Origin of the sequence: Leminorella grimontii, assembly GCF_039789245.1 — a bacterium.
Lineage (GTDB): Bacteria > Pseudomonadota > Gammaproteobacteria > Enterobacterales > Enterobacteriaceae > Leminorella > Leminorella grimontii.
In genome coordinates this window covers 2,936,664-2,955,763 of record NZ_CP146357.1, presented here as the reverse complement: position 1 = coordinate 2,955,763, position 19,100 = coordinate 2,936,664, and the positions used below count along the sequence as shown (strand labels likewise).

The 19,100-nt window shown below is 54.4% G+C and carries 14 protein-coding genes; 13 read left to right on the top strand and 1 reads right to left on the bottom strand.

Translation table 11 applies throughout. The annotated features are described in order from the left end of the window. Positions 1 to 17: 17 nt before the first annotated feature. The 5 genes from aceF to V8L73_RS13695 all read left to right on the top strand — a co-directional run bounded on the left by aceF (position 18) and on the right by V8L73_RS13695 (position 8,475). Complete coding sequence (gene aceF, locus V8L73_RS13715) at positions 18 to 1,889, top strand: pyruvate dehydrogenase complex dihydrolipoyllysine-residue acetyltransferase (RefSeq protein WP_347253257.1); 1,872 nt, start codon at positions 18 to 20, stop codon at positions 1,887 to 1,889. Between the two features lie 181 nt (positions 1,890 to 2,070). Further along, on the top strand, positions 2,071 to 3,495 hold the full coding sequence (lpdA, locus tag V8L73_RS13710; protein ID WP_347253256.1) for a dihydrolipoyl dehydrogenase: 1,425 nt from the start codon (positions 2,071 to 2,073) through the stop codon (positions 3,493 to 3,495). Between the two features lie 497 nt (positions 3,496 to 3,992). Next, entirely contained in the window at positions 3,993 to 5,372 is a 1,380-nt protein-coding gene (chiP, locus tag V8L73_RS13705) for a chitoporin ChiP (protein WP_347253255.1), read from the top strand. 56 nt (positions 5,373 to 5,428) lie between these two features. After that, complete coding sequence (chiQ, locus tag V8L73_RS13700; protein WP_347254824.1) at positions 5,429 to 5,755, top strand: ChiQ/YbfN family lipoprotein; 327 nt, start codon at positions 5,429 to 5,431, stop codon at positions 5,753 to 5,755. Positions 5,756 to 5,796: 41 nt separating this feature from the next. After that, a complete protein-coding gene (locus tag V8L73_RS13695; RefSeq protein WP_347254823.1) occupies positions 5,797 to 8,475 on the top strand; it encodes a beta-N-acetylhexosaminidase in 2,679 nt (892 codons plus the stop codon). Between the two features lie 62 nt (positions 8,476 to 8,537). Here V8L73_RS13695 and V8L73_RS13690 read toward each other — a convergent pair whose 3' ends face one another. After that, a complete protein-coding gene (locus V8L73_RS13690) occupies positions 8,538 to 8,822 on the bottom strand; it encodes a hypothetical protein (protein ID WP_027274655.1) in 285 nt (94 codons plus the stop codon). A 392-nt stretch (positions 8,823 to 9,214) separates the two neighbouring features. Between V8L73_RS13690 and acnB the strand changes: the two genes are divergently transcribed. The 8 genes from acnB (at position 9,215) to V8L73_RS13645 (ending at position 19,099) form a co-directional block, all read left to right on the top strand. Further along, positions 9,215 to 11,815: a bifunctional aconitate hydratase 2/2-methylisocitrate dehydratase gene (acnB, locus tag V8L73_RS13685; RefSeq protein ID WP_027274654.1), complete on the top strand. Its 2,601-nt coding sequence runs from the start codon at positions 9,215 to 9,217 to the stop codon at positions 11,813 to 11,815. Between the two features lie 143 nt (positions 11,816 to 11,958). Beyond that, complete coding sequence (yacL, locus tag V8L73_RS13680) at positions 11,959 to 12,321, top strand: protein YacL (RefSeq protein ID WP_027274653.1); 363 nt, start codon at positions 11,959 to 11,961, stop codon at positions 12,319 to 12,321. Between the two features lie 640 nt (positions 12,322 to 12,961). Further along, complete coding sequence (locus V8L73_RS13675) at positions 12,962 to 13,591, top strand: ferredoxin-like protein (protein ID WP_027274652.1); 630 nt, start codon at positions 12,962 to 12,964, stop codon at positions 13,589 to 13,591. 56 nt (positions 13,592 to 13,647) lie between these two features. Further along, on the top strand, positions 13,648 to 15,750 hold the full coding sequence (locus tag V8L73_RS13665) for an aldehyde ferredoxin oxidoreductase (RefSeq protein WP_347253254.1): 2,103 nt from the start codon (positions 13,648 to 13,650) through the stop codon (positions 15,748 to 15,750). Between the two features lie 17 nt (positions 15,751 to 15,767). Further along, positions 15,768 to 16,475: a YdhW family putative oxidoreductase system protein gene (locus V8L73_RS13660; protein WP_347253253.1), complete on the top strand. Its 708-nt coding sequence runs from the start codon at positions 15,768 to 15,770 to the stop codon at positions 16,473 to 16,475. 190 nt (positions 16,476 to 16,665) lie between these two features. Then, positions 16,666 to 17,337, top strand: a complete 672-nt coding sequence (locus V8L73_RS13655) for a 4Fe-4S dicluster domain-containing protein (RefSeq protein ID WP_347254822.1) — start codon at positions 16,666 to 16,668, stop codon at positions 17,335 to 17,337. Continuing rightward, positions 17,334 to 18,119 (top strand): thiosulfate reductase cytochrome B subunit, encoded by a 786-nt coding sequence (gene phsC, locus V8L73_RS13650; RefSeq protein ID WP_261832357.1) that lies wholly within the window; start codon positions 17,334 to 17,336, stop codon positions 18,117 to 18,119. The genes V8L73_RS13655 and phsC overlap by 4 nt, the downstream gene beginning before the upstream one ends. Positions 18,120 to 18,121: 2 nt before the next feature. Further along, positions 18,122 to 19,099 carry a hypothetical protein gene (locus V8L73_RS13645; RefSeq protein WP_347253252.1) on the top strand — a complete coding sequence of 326 codons (978 nt, stop codon included), beginning with the start codon at positions 18,122 to 18,124 and terminating at the stop codon, positions 19,097 to 19,099. The last annotated feature ends 1 nt before the right edge of the window (position 19,100 follow it).

Below are 19,100 nucleotides of genomic sequence, written 5' to 3'. Positions count from 1 at the left end.
TATAAGAGGTAGAACAAATGACGATTGAAATTAAAGTGCCGGACATTGGCGCGGATGAGGTGGAAGTTACCGAGCTTCTGGTCAAAGTTGGCGATAAGGTCGAGGCCGAACAGTCGCTGATTACCGTAGAAGGCGATAAGGCTTCTATGGAAGTCCCTTCCCCGCAGGCCGGCGTGGTTAAAGAAATCAAAGTGCAGGTAGGCAGTAAAGTGGCTACCGGTTCTCTGATTATGATTTTTGACGCCGCTGGCGCAGAGGCCCCTGCGGCTTCTGCTCCCGCTGAGGCTCCTGCCGCTGCCGCGCCAGCCGCTTCCGAAGTGAAGGACGTTCAGGTGCCGGATATCGGCGGCGACGAAGTTGAAGTCACTGAAGTGCTGGTTAAAGTGGGCGATAAGGTCGAAGCCGAACAGTCGCTGATTACCGTAGAAGGCGATAAGGCCTCTATGGAAGTGCCTGCGCCGTTTGCCGGCGTTGTTAAAGAAATCAAAGTGCAAGTGGGCAGTAAGGTGTCTACCGGTACGCTGATTATGACCTTTGAAGTGGCCGGCGGAGCGCCCGTAGCCTCCAGTGCGCCAGCCGCTGCTGCACCTGCGGCTCCTGCGGCGTCTTCTGTGAAAGACGTTCAGGTACCTGACATCGGCGGCGATGAGGTTGAAGTTACCGAAGTGCTGGTGAAGGTTGGCGATAAGATCGAAGCCGAGCAGTCTCTTATCACGGTAGAGGGCGACAAGGCCTCTATGGAAGTGCCTGCGCCGTTTGCCGGCGTGGTTAAAGAAATCAAAGTGCAGGTGGGCAGTAAGGTGTCTACCGGTACGCTGATTATGACCTTTGAAGTGGCCGGCGGCGCACCTGCTGCCAGCGCACCGGCGCCTGCCGCCAGCCCAGCCCCCGCTGCGCCGGTTCAGGCCGCTAAGCCTGCCGCTGCACCGGCTGCCTCTGCCGGCGGCGACTTTGTCGAGAACGATGCCTACGTGCACGCTACGCCGGTTATCCGCCGTCTGGCCCGCGAGTTTGGCGTTAACCTGGCGAAGGTAAAAGGTACAGGCCGTAAGGGCCGTATCCTGAAAGAAGACGTTCAGGCCTATGTGAAAGACGCCGTTAAGCGCGCTGAATCGGGCGCTCAGGCAGCAACCGGCGGCTCTCTGCCCGGCCTGTTGCCATGGCCGAAGGTGGACTTCAGCAAGTTTGGCGAAGTGGAAGAGGTCGAACTGGGCCGCATTCAGAAGATCTCCGGCGCCAACCTGCACCGCAACTGGGTCATGATCCCGCACGTTACGCAGTTTGACGAAACGGACATTACCGACGTTGAAGCCTTCCGTAAGCAGCAAAACGCCGAAGCCGAGAAGAAAAAGCTGGACGTGAAAATCACGCCGTTGGTCTTCATCATGAAGGCGGTTGCGAAAGCGCTGGAAGAGATGCCTAAGTTCAACAGCTCCCTGTCTGAAGACGGTCAGAAGCTGACACTGAAGAAGTACATCAACATCGGCGTGGCGGTTGATACGCCTAATGGTCTGGTGGTTCCGGTATTCCGCGATGTGAACAAGAAGGGCATTATTGAGCTGTCTCGCGAACTGGCAGAGATTTCCAAGAAGGCTCGCGCCGGCAAGCTGACCGCTGGCGATATGCAGGGCGGATGCTTTACCATTTCCAGCCTCGGCGGCATCGGCGGTACGGCGTTTACGCCGATCGTCAACGCGCCGGAAGTCGCTATCCTTGGCGTCTCCAAGTCGTCAATGAAGCCGGTCTGGAACGGCAAAGAGTTCGCGCCTCGCCTGATGCTGCCTCTGTCGCTCTCTTACGATCACCGCGTGATCGACGGAGCGGACGGCGCTCGCTTCATCAGCTTCATCAACAACGCGATGTCTGACATTCGCCGTCTGGTGATGTAATCCTCGGGGCCGACCTGTGTCGGCCCTGATTTTTTGACGCGACACGAATATCTCCCTGCGGCGTTTGCACAATTGTTATGTTTATGTAAACTGAAACGGTTGGGTGGGCTTCCGGCAAATGCACGGTAAATAGCGAAAACCTTACGCCGGTGGGTCGGGAAAATAATTAAGAGGTACATAGATGAGTACTGATATCAAAACTCAGGTTGTGGTACTTGGCGCTGGCCCCGCGGGCTATTCCGCCGCTTTCCGCTGCGCGGATCTGGGGCTGGAGACCGTTATCGTAGAGCGCTACTCTACGCTGGGCGGCGTTTGTTTGAACGTCGGTTGTATCCCTTCAAAAGCGCTGCTGCACGTCGCGAAAGTGATTGAAGAAGCCAAAGCGTTGGCCGAACACGGCATCGTTTTCGGCGAGCCTAAGACTGACATTGACAAAGTTCGCCTTTGGAAAGAGAAGGTTGTTAGCCAGTTGACGGGCGGGCTGGCCGGTATGGCCAAAATGCGTAAGGTCAAAGTGGTTAACGGCCACGGTAAGTTTGTCGGCCCTAACACCATCGCGGTTGAAGGCGAAGGCGGCATTACCAATATTAACTTCGATAATGCCATCATCGCGGCGGGCTCTCGCCCGATCCAACTGCCGTTTATTCCTCATGAAGATCCGCGGGTTTGGGACTCAACCGACGCATTAGAACTCAAGACCGTGCCGGAGCGCCTGCTGGTTATGGGCGGTGGCATCATCGGTCTGGAAATGGGCACCGTTTATCACGCGTTGGGTTCTCAGATCGACGTGGTTGAAATGTTCGATCAGGTGATCCCGGCAGCGGACAAAGACATCGTTAAGGTCTTCACCAAGCGTATCAGCAAGCAGTTCAACCTGATGTTGGAAACGAAAGTCACGGCGGTAGAAGCCAAGGCTGACGGTATTTACGTTTCGATGGAAGGCAAAAAGGCGCCTGCAGAACCTCAGCGCTATGATGCTGTTCTGGTGGCTATCGGCCGTACGCCGAACGGTAAGCTGCTGGACGCGGGTCAGGCCGGCGTTGAGGTCGACGAGCGCGGCTTTATTCGCGTAGATAAGCAAATGCGCACCAACGTGCCGCACATTTATGCGATTGGCGACATCGTTGGTCAGCCGATGCTGGCGCACAAGGGCGTCCATGAAGGCCACGTAGCCGCTGAAGTCATCGCCGGTAAGAAGCACTACTTCGACCCGAAAGTGATCCCGTCTATCGCCTATACCGAGCCTGAAGTGGCGTGGGTCGGCCTGACGGAGAAAGAGGCGAAGGAGCAGGGTATCAACTACGAAGTCTCCACCTTCCCGTGGGCGGCTTCCGGCCGTGCGATTGCCTCTGACTGCGCGGACGGCATGACCAAGCTGATTTTCGATAAAGAGTCTCACCGCATCATCGGCGGCGCGATTGTCGGCGCTAACGGCGGCGAGCTGCTCGGCGAAATCGGCCTGGCGATTGAGATGGGCTGCGACGCGGAAGACATCGCGCTTAGCATCCACGCTCACCCGACGCTGCACGAATCCGTTGGTTTAGCGGCGGAAGTCTACGAAGGTACCATTACCGACCTGCCTAACCCGAAGGCGAAGAAGAAGTAATTCTTACCGTCTAAGGATGCTAAAAAAACCGCTTCGGCGGTTTTTTTATTGCGCGAATTTATTGTTTGCCAATCGCGAGATTGAGTCCACTTTTCCTCTACTATCACCGCCGTTTTTCCATTTTTATATTAACTTTTCTCCGTTTTACTCTCTTTTAATTTGATTTAGATAATTCTTATTGAGAATTATGTCTCTTTATTTTTATGATTATTTAGTCTTTGTTTAATAAGATAATTAACATTTTATTTTTTCTATAGTAGCCATAATTCAAGTTATTCACATTAGTTCATTTAAATCAGGTAATTACTTTCATTTTGGTTCTCTGAGTAGTTTTTTATTATTTTGTGCTATACATCATAATTTTTACATTTCTTTAAATAATGTATTGATAATTCGCGACGCGAAAATATGCTTAAAACCACTAGAACGAAATAAAAGGCCCGCGAAACCCAGCGTTCAGCGGGTGAATTTAACGATGTACTATTGGAGTGGCAAAAATGAAGGTGAGAAAAGGCTTTAAGGTTAAATGTCTGACGTGTCTTGTTGCTCTGGCTTCTGGCGGAGTCATTGTTCCTGAGGCGTCGGCGGAAGGATTTGTTGATGATTCCAAGATGACGGGTGGGATTTACTACTGGCAGCGCGAGCGCGACCGCAAAGACGTGACTACCGGTGACTATGAAACCAACCTTTCGCACTCAACCTGGAACGTCAGCCTGGACTTCTCATCTGGCTACGCCGCCGATATGTTCGGGCTTGACGTAGGGGCCTTTGGCGCGATTGAAATGGCGGAAGACCACGACAGCGGCCACCCCAACGAAATTGCGTTTTCATCAAAAAATAAGACCTATGACGAGGACTACTCCGGCGACAAGAGCGGCGTGAGCCTGTATAAGGCGGCGGCGAAATTCAAATACGGCCCCGTTTGGGCGCGCGGCGGCTACATCCAGCCTTCCGGCCAAACGCTGCTGGCGCCGCACTGGAGCTTTATGCCCGGCACCTATCAAGGGGCGGAAGCCGGCGCTAATCTGGACTTCGGCGCCTCCGGCGCGCTGAGCTTCTCCTACATGTGGGCTAACGAATACAAAGCGCCGTGGCACATTGAAACCGACCATTTCTACCAGAACGATAAGAAAACCAAAGTCGACTATCTGCACTCTATCGGCGCGAAGTACGACTTCAAAAACGATCTGGTGCTTGAGGCCGCCTTCGGCCAGGCCGAAGGATATGTTGACCAGTATTTCGGCAAGAGCTCATACAAATTTGATCTGGCTGGCAATCCGCTGTCCACCAGCTATCAGTTCTATGGCGCGAAGGACAAAGTGGGTGGCGGCGGCACTAACGATATTTACGACGGCTTGGCCTGGCTGCAGGCATTAACGTTTGGATATAAGGTCGGCCAGTTCGACCTGCGCCTGGAAGGAACCTGGGTAAAAGCCGAGGGCAATCAGGGGTTCTTCCTGCAGCGCATGACGCCGACCTACGCGTCGTCCAACGGTCGTTTGGACATTTGGTGGGATAACCGCTCCGACTTTAACGCCAACGGCGAAAAGGCCGTGTTTGCCGGCGTGATGTATGACTTAAGCAACTGGGATCTGCCTGGATGGGCGGTGGGCGCATCGGGCGTTTACGCCTGGGACGCGAAGCCCAGCACCAACGCCGCTTACGATCAAAGCCAGCGCCTGAAAGAGAGCGCCTACAGCCTTGATGCGATGTACACCGTACAAGAAGGCCGCGCTAAAGGCACGCTGTTTAAGCTGCACTTCACTCAGTACGACAACCACTCCGATAACGCCAGCTGGGGCGGCGGCTACGGCAACATTTTCCAGGACGAGCGTGACGTTAAGTTCATCGTAATCGCTCCGTTCACGGTCTTTTAATCATACGGCGCCCGGCCTCTTTCCTGCGGTCGGGCGCAATAGGGGTATTGATGATGATGAAGAAAACGCTGCTTACCGCACTGCTGGCGCTGGGCCTGACGGCCTGCGCACAGCAGGACAATCAGGCGCAGGAAGACGTTACCCTGCGTGACGCCTATAACGCCTGCATTTCGACGGCTCAGGGATCTCCGGAAAAGCTGGAGGCCTGTCAGTCCGTGCTGGACGTATTGAGAAAAGATAATTCCCACCGTGAGTTTGCCGAGAAAGAGAGCGTGCGGGTGTTGGACTATCAGAACTGCCTGACGGCGACGAAAACGGGCGACAGCCAGGCGCGTAAGGCGGATTGCGACAAGGTTTGGCAAGAGATCCGCGCAAACAATTAATCAGTCTGAAATGGAGCAACCAGAATATGAGCAACCAGAGTATGAATAAGTTCACGCTGAGCGCCTTTACGACGCTTTTCGCTGCCTGCGCTTTTGCCGGCGGCGCCCACGCGTCTCAGAAAACCGTTGACCAGCTAAGCCAGCTAAAGGTGAACTATCAGATAGTCGACAACCTGGCGGCGGATCACGGCGTTGACTGCAGCGCTCTCGGCGCGGACTGGGCGTCCTGTACCAAATTGACCTTTACGCTGGAAAGCCCTACTGACGTTAAGGATAAAGACTGGGCGATCTATTTCCACAGCATTCGTCAGATCCTGCGTACTGATAACGACCAGTTCAAGATTTCCTTTGTGACCGGCGACTTGCATAAAATTGAGCCAACTGAAAAATTCACCGGCTTCTCGGCGGGCAAAGCCGTTGAAATTCCGGTTATTGCCGAATATTGGCAGATCTTCAAAACTGATGCGATACCGCGCTGGTACGCGACCTCCGAAGGCGCCAAGCCTAAAGTTATCGCCAGCACCAATACGGAAGACTTAAGCAAGTTCAGCGGTCCGCTGGCGGGCAACGATTACGGCTCCCTGTGGAAGAGAACCAAAGACGACCACAACGTGTTGATGAACACCGCCAACCGCTTCGACAAAAACGCGGACGTGGCTAAGCTTCCTGCGGATGCGCTGCGCGGCCAGATCGTGCCTACGCCGATGGAAGTCGTCGTCCATCAGCAGGACGCAGACCTGAGTAAAGGCATTGCGCTGACGGCCAGTTCGTTAGATGACGCCGCTGTCTCTACGGTGCTTAAGCACTTTAGCGCGCTGGGCGTGAAATCAAACGCGGCAGGTTACCCGATTAAGGCGGTTGTCTCTGCCGATAAGTTCAGCAAGGACATGGCGGTTTCCGGCGCCTATATGCTTAAGATTGGCGAGAAGGGCGCTGAAATTACCGCTTATGACGACAGCGGCGTTTTCTACGGCCTGCAGTCTATCCTCTCTTTATTGCCGGCCAGCGGCAGTAAAAAAATCGCGACTCTGGAAGCGAAAGACGCCCCGCGCTTTGCCTATCGCGGCGTGTTTCTGGACGTTGGGCGCAACTTCCACTCTAAAGAAGCGGTGCTGCGCCTGCTTGACCAGATGTCGACCTACAAGCTGAACAAGTTCCACTTCCACCTGAGCGACGACGAAGGTTGGCGAATTGAAATCCCAGGCCTGCCCGAGCTGACGGAGATTGGCAGCAAGCGCTGTCATGACCTGACGGAAAAGACCTGCCTGCTGCCGCAGCTTGGCTCCGGCCCTGACAGCAACAACATGGGCAGCGGCCACTTCAGCCGCGCGGACTATATCGAGATCCTGAAGTATGCGAAGGCGCGTCAAATCGACGTGATCCCTGAAATCGACATGCCGGCGCACGCCCGCGCGGCGATCGTTTCTATGGAAGCGCGCTATGACCGCCTGCACAAAGAGGGTAAAGAAAAAGAGGCGAATGAATATCGCCTTCTGGACCCGACCGATACTTCAAACACCACGTCGGTACAGTTTTACGATCGTAAAAGCTATCTGAACCCCTGCCTGGATTCTTCTAAGCGCTTCGTTGACAAAGTCATCACTGAAGTTGCGGCTATGCATAAAGAAGCCGGCCTGCCGCTGACGACTTGGCACTTTGGCGGCGACGAAGCGAAAAATATCCGCTTGGGCGCCGGCTATCAGGACATCAACGCCGAGAAGAAAGAGGCCTTCAAGGGCACTATCGATCAGAGTAATGAAGATAAGCCTTGGTCCAAGTCTCAGGCATGCCAGACGATGATCAAAGAAGGCAAAGTGCAGGACTTCGAACACCTGCCCAGCCACTTTGCGCTGGAAGTCAGTAAAATCGTCGATGCGCACGGCATCGAGAAGATGCAGGCCTGGCAGGACGGGCTGAAGGATGCCGAAAGCGCCAAGTCCTTTGCGACCAAGCGCGTTGGCGTCAACTTCTGGGATACGCTGTACTGGGGCGGCTTCGATTCGGCTAATGACTGGGCCAACAAGGGCTATGAGGTGACTATCTCTAACCCGGACTATGTGTACGTCGACTTCCCTTATGAGGTGAACCCGCAGGAGAGCGGCTACTACTGGGGCACGCGCTTTAGCGACGAACGCAAGATCTTCGGTTTTGCGCCTAACAACCTGCCGCAAAATGCGGAAACCTCCGTCGACAGAGACGGCAACGCGTTCTCTGCGAAAAGCGATAAGGCCTGGCCAGGAGCTTACGGTATTTCCGCCCAGCTGTGGAGCGAAGTGGTTCGCACCGATGCCCAGATGGAGTATATGCTCTATCCGCGCATTCTACCGCTGGCGGAACGCGCGTGGCACCGCGCTTCCTGGGAGCTGGACTATCAGGCCGGGAAAGAATTTAAGGGCGGCGAAACCCACTTTGTCGATAGCAAAGCGCTAAACAAAGACTGGATCCTGTTCGCCAACCTGCTGGGGCAGCGGGAGCTTGAGAAACTGGACAAAGCGGGCGTAGGGTACCGCCTGCCGGTGCCGGGAGCGAAAGTCGTGAACGGCAAACTGGCCGCCAACGTTGCTTTCCCTGGGCTCAATATCCAATACTCCACTGACGGCGGCAAGAGCTGGAAGCGCTATGACGATGCGGCAAAGCCTTCAGTGAGCGGTGACGTTACCGTTCGTAGCCAAAGCCATGACGGCAAGCGTTTTAGTCGCGCAGAACCCGTTGTGAAGTAAAACGGCTACCGACCGTTATTCAAGCGCCTCCGGCCCGTGCCGGGGGCGTTTTTATTAATAGGCTATGAAGAAATAGAGGAGGAACCGTCGTCGCGAAAGACAAAGAACAGGAGGGCGGACACCATGGTGCCAACGGCAATCAGCGCGATGAGAAGATACTGGAGGCCGAACTTCATTGAGGAATAGAGCGGATCCCATAGTTCTTCCGGCGCGTCGACATTCTGCGGGTGGTAGATATCTGCGTGCATATGGGGGGAAGCAAAGCGAGCGACAAGCAGCACCATAATGCTCAGTACGGCGATCAGAAGTATTAAGTGATAAAGCCTGAAACGCGGTTTACGCATCATCCCGATTCCTTTCGCGAATGAAAAAACGCTGGATCAACCAATCCTTTTGGTCATCGCTTTTGATTAAGCGATACAGCGTAATATATCTGAAAATAAATAGAAAAACGAAATCTATTTTCTTTGCAAAATTGTAATAAAAATGTGATAAATAGCTATACTTGTGAAATCCTGCGGTGGGAGCCCTTCTGCTGTCTGGTTTGCATCATAAAGGCTATAAAGTGCATATAGACTTAGTGTGATTAAAGTAACAGAATTTTCGTTTGTCACTAGGCGAAACCAGCGCTCTGATGCAATTTACTCTCAGTTTGAATATACCGCAGATTAACAATTTTATGCACATTAACACCATAAAATTCGCTGCTCAATATAACAAGTTAGTGGGGGAAGTCGTCGTGCTAGAGGAATATCGTAAACATGTCGCTGAGCGTCTTGCAGAAGGCGTTGTACCAAAGCCGCTGAATGCGGCGCAAGTCGCAGGCTTGGTTGAATTGCTGAAGAACCCGCCGGCCGGAGAAGAAGAAGTGCTTCTCGACCTGTTGGCCAATCGCGTGCCGCCGGGCGTTGACGAAGCCGCTTACGTTAAGGCCGGCTTTTTGGCCGCCATCGCTAAAGGCGAAGCCGTTTCGCCGCTGGTTTCACCAGAAAAAGCCGTTGAGCTGCTGGGCACCATGCAGGGCGGCTACAACATCCAACCTTTGATTGACGCGCTGGATAACGCCGCGCTGGCGCCCATCGCCGTGAAGGGGCTTTCACATACGCTGCTGATGTTTGACAGCTTCTATGATGTCGAAGCCAAAGCAAAGGCCGGCAACGTCTATGCGCAGCAGGTGATGAAGTCCTGGGCTGACGCAGAGTGGTTCCTTTCCCGCCCAGCGCTGGCAGAAAAACTGACCATGACCGTATTTAAGGTCAGCGGTGAAACCAATACCGATGACCTCTCTCCTGCGCCGGACGCCTGGTCCCGCCCGGATATTCCTCTGCACGCGATGGCGATGCTGAAAATCGCCCGCGACGGCATCGAGCCGGATCAGCCTGGCAAAGTCGGCCCGGTGAAAAAGCTGGAGTCGCTGAAAGAGAAGGGCTTCCCGCTGGTATACGTGGGCGACGTTGTGGGTACCGGTTCATCCCGTAAGTCCGCAACCAACTCCGTGCTGTGGTTTATGGGCGATGATATTCCATATGTGCCGAACAAGCGCAGCGGCGGCGTCGTGCTGGGCGGCAAAATCGCGCCAATCTTCTTTAACACCATGGAAGACGCGGGCGCGCTGCCGATTGAAGACATTGACGTGTCTAAGCTCAATACCGGCGACGTTATCGATATTTACCCGGCTAAAGGCGAAGTGCGCAATCACGCCACCAATGAGCTGCTGGCGACCTTTAAGCTTAAGACTGACGTTCTGATGGATGAAGTGCGCGCCGGCGGCCGCATTCCGTTAATCGTCGGCCGTGGCCTGACGAGCAAGGCTCGTGAATCTCTGGGCCTGGCGCCGAGCGACGTGTTTATCAAGGCGAAGTCTGCCGATGCGTCAAGCAAAGGCTACACGCTGGCGCAGAAGATCGTAGGCAAAGCCTGCGGCGTGAAGGGCGTTCGTCCCGGCGAGTACTGCGAGCCGAAGATGGCCTCGGTGGGTTCTCAGGATACCACGGGCGGCATGACTCGCGACGAGCTGAAAGACTTGGCCTGCCTTGGCTTCTCTGCCGATCTGGTTATGCAGTCGTTCTGCCACACCGCGCCTTATCCGAAGCCGGTTGACGTGCAGCTGCACCACTCTCTGCCTGACTTTATTATGAACCGCGGCGGCGTTTCTCTGCGTCCGGGCGACGGTATCATTCACTCATGGCTGAACCGCATGCTTCTGCCTGATACGGTCGGTACCGGTGCGGACTCCCATACCCGTTTCCCGATCGGCATCTCTTTCCCTGCGGGCTCTGGCCTCGTGGCGTTTGCCGCGGCGACCGGCGTGATGCCTCTTGATATGCCAGAATCCGTGCTGGTGCGCTTTAGCGGCAAAATGCAGCCGGGCATTACCCTGCGCGATCTGGTTCACGCCATCCCTTACTTTGCGATTAAGCAAGGGCTGTTGACCGTTGAGAAGCAGGGCAAGAAGAACATCTTCTCTGGCCGCATTCTGGAAATCGAAGGTCTGCCAGAGCTGAAGGCCGAGCAGGCGTTTGAGCTGGCCGACGCCTCGGCAGAGCGTTCTGCGGCGGCGTGTACTATCAAGCTGAACAAAGAGCCGGTTGAAGAGTATCTGCGTTCTAACATCGTTATGCTTAAGTGGATGATTGCCGAAGGCTATGGCGACGCTCGTACGATTGAGCGCCGCGTGAAGGCGATGGAAGAGTGGCTGGCGAACCCGACGCTTATCGAAGCCGATGCGGATGCAGAATATGCAGCCGTCATCGATATCGATCTGAACCAGATCAAGGAGCCTATTCTGTGCGCGCCTAACGATCCGGATGACGCTCGCCTGCTGTCTGATGTGACCGGCGACAAGATCGACGAAGTGTTCATCGGTTCATGTATGACCAACATCGGCCACTTCCGCGCGGCGGGCAAGCTGCTGCAAAACGTGAAGGGCAAACTGCCGACCCGCCTATGGCTGGCCCCGCCGACCAAGATGGATGCCTCTCAGCTGAGCGAAGAAGGCTATTACAGCGTATTCGGCCAAAACGGCGCGCGTATCGAAATGCCGGGCTGTTCTCTGTGCATGGGCAACCAGGCTCGAGTGAACGAAGGGGCGACCGTTGTGTCCACCTCAACCCGTAACTTCCCGAACCGTCTGGGCACCGGCGCTAACGTTTATCTGGCGTCAGCCGAGCTGGCTGCGGTTGCCGCGCTGCTGGGGCGTCTGCCGACGGCTGAGGAATATTTGGGCTATATGGCCGAAGTAGACAAGAGCGCGCAGGATACCTACCGCTACCTCAACTTCGATCGGCTCAGCGAGTACACCAAGAAGGCTGACGGCGTCATTTTTCAGGCCGCTGTCTAACGACCTGTTAAGCCGTTGATAGATAAAAACCGCGCCTCGGCGCGGTTTTTTTATGTGAATATATGTGCATCTCGGTGGTGCGGCGAGGGGCTTCACGGGTATGATGATTATGGAATAACGTTAACATACGGCGGGAGCATACGATGGACTATGAATTTACGTTAGATATTACAGGCCAGGTCGTTGCCCGTTTCTCTATGGATCATGAGGCGATTGGCCACTGGCTGAACGAAGAGGCTAAAGGCAACGTGGCGCTGCTTGACGAGGTAGAGGCCGCGGTTAAAGGCGTTCGCGGCAGCGAGCGGCAGTGGCAAAGGGTAGGCCACGAATATACTCTTTGGCTCGATGCCGAAGAAGTTATCGTTCGCGCCAATCAGCTTGAGCTTGAAAGCGATGAGCTGGAAGAGGGCATGTTTTACTACGACGAAGAGAGCATGTCTTGCTGCGGCGTTGAGGACTTTCTTCGCGTATTGGCGGACTATCGGGCGTTTCTGGCTGGGAAATAGGCCTCAGCGGTTAGCCTGATGCCGCATTTTGATTGCCCGCGCTTTTTAAAAGCGCCACGGTTCTCTTCGTTTCTCCCTTCTGCCGTTTTCTCGACGGCGTTAATTATGGCAGACGCCTCGTTTCTCTTTTTATGTTTTCTCCCCTCATTTTATTTCTAATTGGTCACAATGAGTGTTTCTGTCGTCTTTAAGATTCTTGTCCATAGAATACAGTCATTTTATTAATAGACCGTGAATGATGACTATTTGTTATTAATGTAAGAAAGATGCTTTTATTTTTATAAAAAGGTATAAATTTAAGCCTATCAATATTAAGAAAACCTCTCCTTTTTCCTTTTTATAACAATAAAAAAAGATAACAATTGGTTAACTATTTCATTGATATTTATTGATAATGTTTTGTTTGTTATTAAAAGGCATTTATTCATGATTAATGGTTCTATATTAATGATAATGAATATCAATAACCATTCATTTAGTGCGGGTTTTCAGTTTTAGTTGATAACGATCACAGATTATTTCGAGAAATAAGACGACTATTATCGCGCGTATACCTCTTTATTGGTAAATGTGAAGAAATTATAAAAATAATATCGAACGTGTTGTTATTTCAGCGAGTACGGAAGAGGATGTGAAATAAATGTCTAATAACGTCGAACGTCCATTTTTAGATAGTGGTTTAACACGACTCGAGTTTCTGCGTATATCAGGTAAAGGCCTTACGGGATTGGCCATTGCCCCTTCTTTACTATCACTCTTTGGTTGTACACAGGAAGACGTTGACAGCGGTACCGTTGGCTTAATAACGACGCCTAAAGGGGTGTTAGTTACGCAAAGAGCCCGGTGTACCGGCTGCCACCGCTGCGAGATTTCCTGCACCAACTATAACGATGGGGCCGTCGGAACGTTCTTCTCCAGAATCAAAATCCACCGCAATTACTTCTTTGGCGACGGTCGGGTTGGGTCTGGCGGAGGGCTTTTCGGCGATCTGAACTATACGCCGGACACGTGTAGGCAATGTAAAGACCCTCAGTGCATGAAGGTATGCCCCATCGGGGCTATCTCCTATAGCGAAAAAGAGGGATGCATTACCGTCGATCATAAGCGCTGTATTGGATGTAGCGCCTGTACTACGGCCTGTCCATGGATGATGGCGACCGTCAACACCCAGACGCATAAGTCGTCTAAATGCGTTCTGTGCGGCGAGTGCGCAAACGCCTGCCCGACGGGCGCATTAAAAATCATCGAGTGGAAAGACATTACGGTCTAAGCGACCTATGTCTTGGCAGCGGTTCCTTTTGATTTCAGCGTGTTAAGGAAAAGATCATGGCTAACGGTTGGACGGGTAATATATTAAGAATCAACCTTTCGACGGGAAAGATTTCTCTCGAAGATTCCAGCAAATATAAGCAGTTTATCGGCGGTATGGGCTTTGGCTACCGCATCATGTATGACGAAGTGCCTGCTGGCACGAAGCCCTTTGACGAAGCCAACAAGCTGGTTTTCGCCGTCGGGCCGTTAACCGGCTCGGGGGCGCCCTGTAGCTCTCGCGTTAACATCACCAGCCTGTCGACCTTTACCAAGGGCAACCTGGTAGTGGATGCGCACATGGGCGGCTTTTTCGCCGCACAGATGAAGTTTGCGGGCTACGACGTCATCATCATTGAAGGCAAGTCCGAGACGCCGGTTTGGATTAACATTAAGGACGATAAGGTCAGCATTGAGAAAGCTGACTTCCTGTGGGGCAAAGGCACGCGCGCCACGACGGAAGAGATTTGCGCTATGACCAGCGCGGAAACCTGCGTAGCGACTATCGGTCAGGCCGGGGAAAACCTGGTGCCGCTTTCCGGTATGTTAAACAGCCGCTGCCACAGCGGCGGTGCGGGCACCGGCGCGGTTATGGGCTCTAAGAAGCTGAAGGCGATCGCCATCGAAGGCACCAAGGGCGTCGGCATTGCCGATCGTCATGAAATGAAGCGCCTGAACGACTATATGATGACCGAGCTTATCGGCGCTAATAACAACCACGTTGTGCCGAGCACGCCGCAGGCGTGGGCTGAATACTCGGCGCCGGGTTCCCGCTGGACGGCGCGTAAAGGCCTGTTCTGGGGCGCGGCCGAGGGCGGTCCGATTGAGACGGGGGAAATCCCTCCGGGCAACCAAAACACCGTTGGTTTCAGAACCTATAAGTCGGTCTTCGACCTGGGGCCGGTCGCCGAGAAGTACACGGTAAAAATGAGCGGCTGCCACTCCTGCCCTATTCGCTGCATGACGCAAATGAACATCCCCAGAGTCAAAGACTTTGGCGTGCCGACCACCGGCGGTAACACCTGCGTGGCTAACTTTGTCCATACGACCATTTTCCCCAAAGGGCCAAAAGACTTTGAGGAGAAGGACGACGGGCGCGTTATCGGCAACCTGGTTGGGCTAAACCTGTTTGATGACTACGGCCTATGGTGTAACTACGGTCAGCTGCATAGAGACTTCACCTACTGCTACAGCAAGGGCGTGTTCAAACGCGTGCTGCCGGCGGAAGAGTATGCGGAAATCCGCTGGGATCAGCTGGAAGCGGGCGACATCAACTTCGTAAAAGATCTGTACTACCGCCTGGCGCATCGTGTAGGCGAGCTGAGCCATTTGTCGGACGGCTCTTACGCGATTGCCGAACGCTGGAATTTGGGCGAAGAGTACTGGGCCTACGCCAAAAACAAGCTGTGGTCGCCGTACGGCTACCCGGTTCACCACGCCAACGAAGCGTCGGCACAGGTGGGGGCTATCACCAACTGCATGTTTAACCGCGACTGCATGACCCATACCCATATCAACTTTATTGGTTCCGGTCTGCCTTTGAAGCTGCAAAGGGAAGTGGCCGCCGAGCTGTTCGGCTCCGCAGACGCTTACGACGAAACGAAAAACTATACGCCGATTAATCCGGCAAAAATCAAATACGCCAAGTGGACGCTGCTTAAGGTTTGCCTGCATAACGCCGTTACGCTGTGTAACTGGGTGTGGCCGATGACGGTATCTCCGCTCAAGAGCCGCAACTATCGCGGCGATCTGGAACTTGAAGCGAAATTCTTCAAAGCGGTAACCGGCGACGACGCAACGCAGGCCTCTCTGGATTTGGCCGCCGAACGTATTTTCACTCTGCACCGCGCCTATACGGTGAAGCTGATGCAGACCATGGATATGCGTAACGAGCACGACCTCATCTGCTCATGGGTGTTTGACAAAGATCCGAAGATCCCGGCCTTCACGGAAGGGACGGACAAAATGGATCGCGACGACATGCATAAGTCGTTCACCATGTTCTACACCGAGATGGGTTGGGATCCTGAGCTGGGCTGCCCGACGAAAGAGACGCTTCACCGTCTGGGCCTTGAGGACGTAGCGGCCGACCTGGCCTCTATGAACCTGCTGCCTTCTTAAGTTCGGTGAGGGTACCGATGAGCGCGTTAAACGAAGAGATTCTGAATCCGGACGCGGCGCCAGGGGCCGATGCCGAGGCTGACGAAGCGGTCGATGCCGGTAAGCGTCGGTTGTTTAGCCGGTCTTCGCTGCAGGGCGAGTCGCTACAGCGGGAAATCGAAGAAGCCCAGGCAGAGCTTGAGGCGACCCAGATTTCTCCGGTCGACATCGTGGCTGACTTTATCCGTCAGCGTTCGATGGCCGGCACGCTGGTGACGCACGGCACGTTTCTTCTGCCGCCGTATTCGATTTCCGAGAAGGCATTGGATGACGTGATGCAGGCGGTGTTTGAATCTGAAGAGTGCGGCGATATCGTCGTTTGCCCGGGAGAGCAGGAGCGCTATTACTACTCGACCCAGGGCATGTCGACAAACTACGCCAACATGTGCGTTTTGGTGATGGAGAAGGATATCTGCAAGACCATCGCGCACGCGGTGAGGTTTGAGTGTGAAACCTATCCGCGCCCTTACAAGGTCGCCATGTTGACGCAGGAGCCGTACCGCTTTTCGCCTGAAGAGATTGAGGCCGCGCTGGCCGCAATAGATTCGCATCCGGACTATGCCGACATTCGGCCGGTGTCTTCATCAAACGACGTGGACTACCTGTTCAGCGAGCGTTTCATGAGTTTCGGCAAGGCCTACGGGCTGTGCGAATGGCTTGAAATCGAACAGTTTCAGAATCCGTAAACGTTTAAGGCAGCATCGGGTCGTGGCGGCCAAAAAGAATACCGACAGGCCATGACCCAATTAAGCAACCACTTTAACTATTTCATTGATTCGAAATAGGCAATGGCGGAGCAATACAAATGAGCAAGGTATATTTAGCGTTATGGCGAAAGCCGGGCTATTGCCGTCAACAGAACCGGGGGATGAGCAGATGACCTACACTCGGCGTAAATTTGTCATCGGCATGGGAACGGTTATCTTCTTTACCGGCCCCGGTCGAAGCGTGTTGGCGGCATCGGGCAAAACCCAGCCTGTACGCTATGCGATGATCCACGATGAGACCCGCTGCAACGGCTGTAATCTGTGCGCAAGGGCCTGCCGCAAGGTGAACCACGTTCCCGATAGCGGCAGCCGCCTGTCAATCGCCCATATTCCCGTTTCCGACAACGAGAACGAAACCCAGTACCACTTTTTCCGTCACTCCTGCCAGCACTGTGAGGACGCGCCCTGCATCAACGTTTGCCCGACCGGCGCATCCTACCGCGACGAGAACGGCATCGTCAGGGTGAACAAGTCAAACTGCATCGGCTGTAGCTACTGTATCGGCGCCTGCCCTTATCAGGTTCGCTATCTGAATCCTAAAACCAAGGTAGCCGATAAGTGCGACTTCTGCGTCGAATCTCGCCTTGCCAAGGGCTTTGCGCCGATATGCGTGAACGTCTGTCCGCAGAACGCGCTGATCTTCGGCAAAGAGGATAGCCCAGAGGTACAGGCCTGGCTTGCGAACAATAAGTTCTATCAGTACCAGCTAAAAGGCGTAGGCAAGCCCCATCTGTACCGCCTTTTCGGTCAACACCTGATAAAAAAGGGGGATAGCGTATGAACGCCGCGCTGAATGCTGAACAGTTCCAGTCCCAGCTTCATCAGTACGTGCCGCTGTTTACGCCGCAGTATTGGCCGGTGTGGCTCACCATCGCCGGCCTGGCGCTGGTGGCCATGCTGCTGGTGCTGGCGCTGCATGCGATGCTGCGCGCTCGCCAAAGCGGGAAGAAGCATGGAGAAAGCCATGAGAAGGTCTATCTCTATTCTAAAGCGGTGCGCCTTTGGCACTGGTCCAACGCCTTGTTATTCATTCTGCTGCTGGGCAGCGGCCTGATTAACCACTTTGGCCTGGTGGCGTCCGAGGCGGTAAAAAGCCTGGTAGGCGTGCACAAGATCTGCGGTTTTCTGCTTATTGCCTGCTGGCTGGGCTTTGTGCTGATTAACGCCGTAGGTGGCAACGGGCATCACTACGTTATCAAGCCGCAGGGGTGGATTGGGCGTGCGACGAAGCAGGTTCGCTTTTATCTGTTTGGCATCATGAAAGGAGAAGAGCACCCGTTCCCGGCAACCGTTCAGTCTAAGTTCAACCCGCTGCAGCAAATAGCCTATCTGGGCGTGATGTATGCGCTAGTGCCGCTGCTGCTGATTACCGGACTTTTGTCTCTGTATCCACAGGCAATGTCTTTCAATGCTGCGGGCGCTCACTACTGGATACTGCAGGCGCACTTCGTGCTGGCGGTGCTGAGCGTGTTCTTCATCTTTGGTCACCTCTACCTGTGCACGACCGGGCGTACGCCGACCGAGACGTTCAAGTGCATGGTTGACGGTTACCATCGTCACTAACGATGTTAATTACTCGTCACGATCTTCGGGGCTGGCGCGTCAGCCCCGATATCTATCGTTGGTTCATACGCCATTTTCCCTCCGGCGGGCGCTACGCCGACGTTCACAGCCTGCTTATTCAAAGCGGCAGAGTCAACTGGGCCACCAGCCTGGTTGAATACGCCTATTCTCTGTGGCTGGAAAAGGAAGGCTTCGTCCGTCAGGAAACGCAGGCGACCGATTTGCTCGCCTGCGGCCTTAATCAGACGCAGGACGCTGGACTCGATTTTGTCAGACCTTCCCCAGCCGTGAGCCCATACGCCTATAGCCAGAAAGTCGCCTCGCAAATCGACGGCTACCGCTGGATGGACGTGGATAACGCTTCGCAAATAGGCTGTTCCGGGGATGACGCTCGCATTGGCAGCTGCGGCGGCAGCGCGCGCATTTCCTGTAGCGGAGTTAACGCTCACATCGGCAGCACGGGCGAATACGGCTGGCTGAGCAGTTCCGGCTATGCATCGCAGATAGCCAGCGCGGGCTACGCGTCGCGCATAGGCTGCGTCGGGCACGACGTACGCATTGGCAGTTCGGGCGACAGAGCCAGGATCGCCTGCGCCGGCAACTCCGCCAAGGTTAGCAGCACCGGGGACGGCGTACGTGCCGCTAATGCCGGCATGCGCGGGCGCATTGGCAGCGCCGGCGAGCGTGCCAAAGTGGCTAATGCCGGAGACCTGTGCCACGTATCAAGCTTCGGCGCGCAAAGCGCTATTGCCAACGTCGGCGACGGCGCACGGCTTGTGGCGATGGGAGACGCCGCTCAGGTCGTTTCAACCGGCAGCGTCGACTACGTTATTTTGGGGCCGGGCGCCTGCGCCGCGCTGTCCTACTTTGACGGTGAAAGAACGCGGTTTGCGATCGCCTACGAGGGGGAGAACGGCATTCGGGCTGGGGTGAGATATTGCCTGAACGAGCGGCATGAGTTTGTTGAGTATCAAGGATAGA

What these genes read in the sequence shown, in the direction of transcription:
- aceF (WP_347253257.1), top strand. Translation starts at nt 18, where the DNA reads ATGACGATTGAAATTAAAGTGCCGGACATTGGCGCGGATGAGGTGGAA.
- lpdA (WP_347253256.1), top strand. Translation starts at nt 2,071, where the DNA reads ATGAGTACTGATATCAAAACTCAGGTTGTGGTACTTGGCGCTGGCCCC.
- chiP (WP_347253255.1), top strand. Translation starts at nt 3,993, where the DNA reads ATGAAGGTGAGAAAAGGCTTTAAGGTTAAATGTCTGACGTGTCTTGTT.
- chiQ (WP_347254824.1), top strand. Translation starts at nt 5,429, where the DNA reads ATGAAGAAAACGCTGCTTACCGCACTGCTGGCGCTGGGCCTGACGGCC.
- V8L73_RS13695 (WP_347254823.1), top strand. Translation starts at nt 5,797, where the DNA reads ATGAATAAGTTCACGCTGAGCGCCTTTACGACGCTTTTCGCTGCCTGC.
- V8L73_RS13690 (WP_027274655.1), bottom strand. Translation starts at nt 8,822, where the DNA reads ATGATGCGTAAACCGCGTTTCAGGCTTTATCACTTAATACTTCTGATC.
- yacL (WP_027274653.1), top strand. Translation starts at nt 11,959, where the DNA reads ATGGACTATGAATTTACGTTAGATATTACAGGCCAGGTCGTTGCCCGT.
- V8L73_RS13675 (WP_027274652.1), top strand. Translation starts at nt 12,962, where the DNA reads ATGTCTAATAACGTCGAACGTCCATTTTTAGATAGTGGTTTAACACGA.
- V8L73_RS13665 (WP_347253254.1), top strand. Translation starts at nt 13,648, where the DNA reads ATGGCTAACGGTTGGACGGGTAATATATTAAGAATCAACCTTTCGACG.
- V8L73_RS13660 (WP_347253253.1), top strand. Translation starts at nt 15,768, where the DNA reads ATGAGCGCGTTAAACGAAGAGATTCTGAATCCGGACGCGGCGCCAGGG.
- V8L73_RS13655 (WP_347254822.1), top strand. Translation starts at nt 16,666, where the DNA reads ATGACCTACACTCGGCGTAAATTTGTCATCGGCATGGGAACGGTTATC.
- phsC (WP_261832357.1), top strand. Translation starts at nt 17,334, where the DNA reads ATGAACGCCGCGCTGAATGCTGAACAGTTCCAGTCCCAGCTTCATCAG.
- V8L73_RS13645 (WP_347253252.1), top strand. Translation starts at nt 18,122, where the DNA reads ATGTTAATTACTCGTCACGATCTTCGGGGCTGGCGCGTCAGCCCCGAT.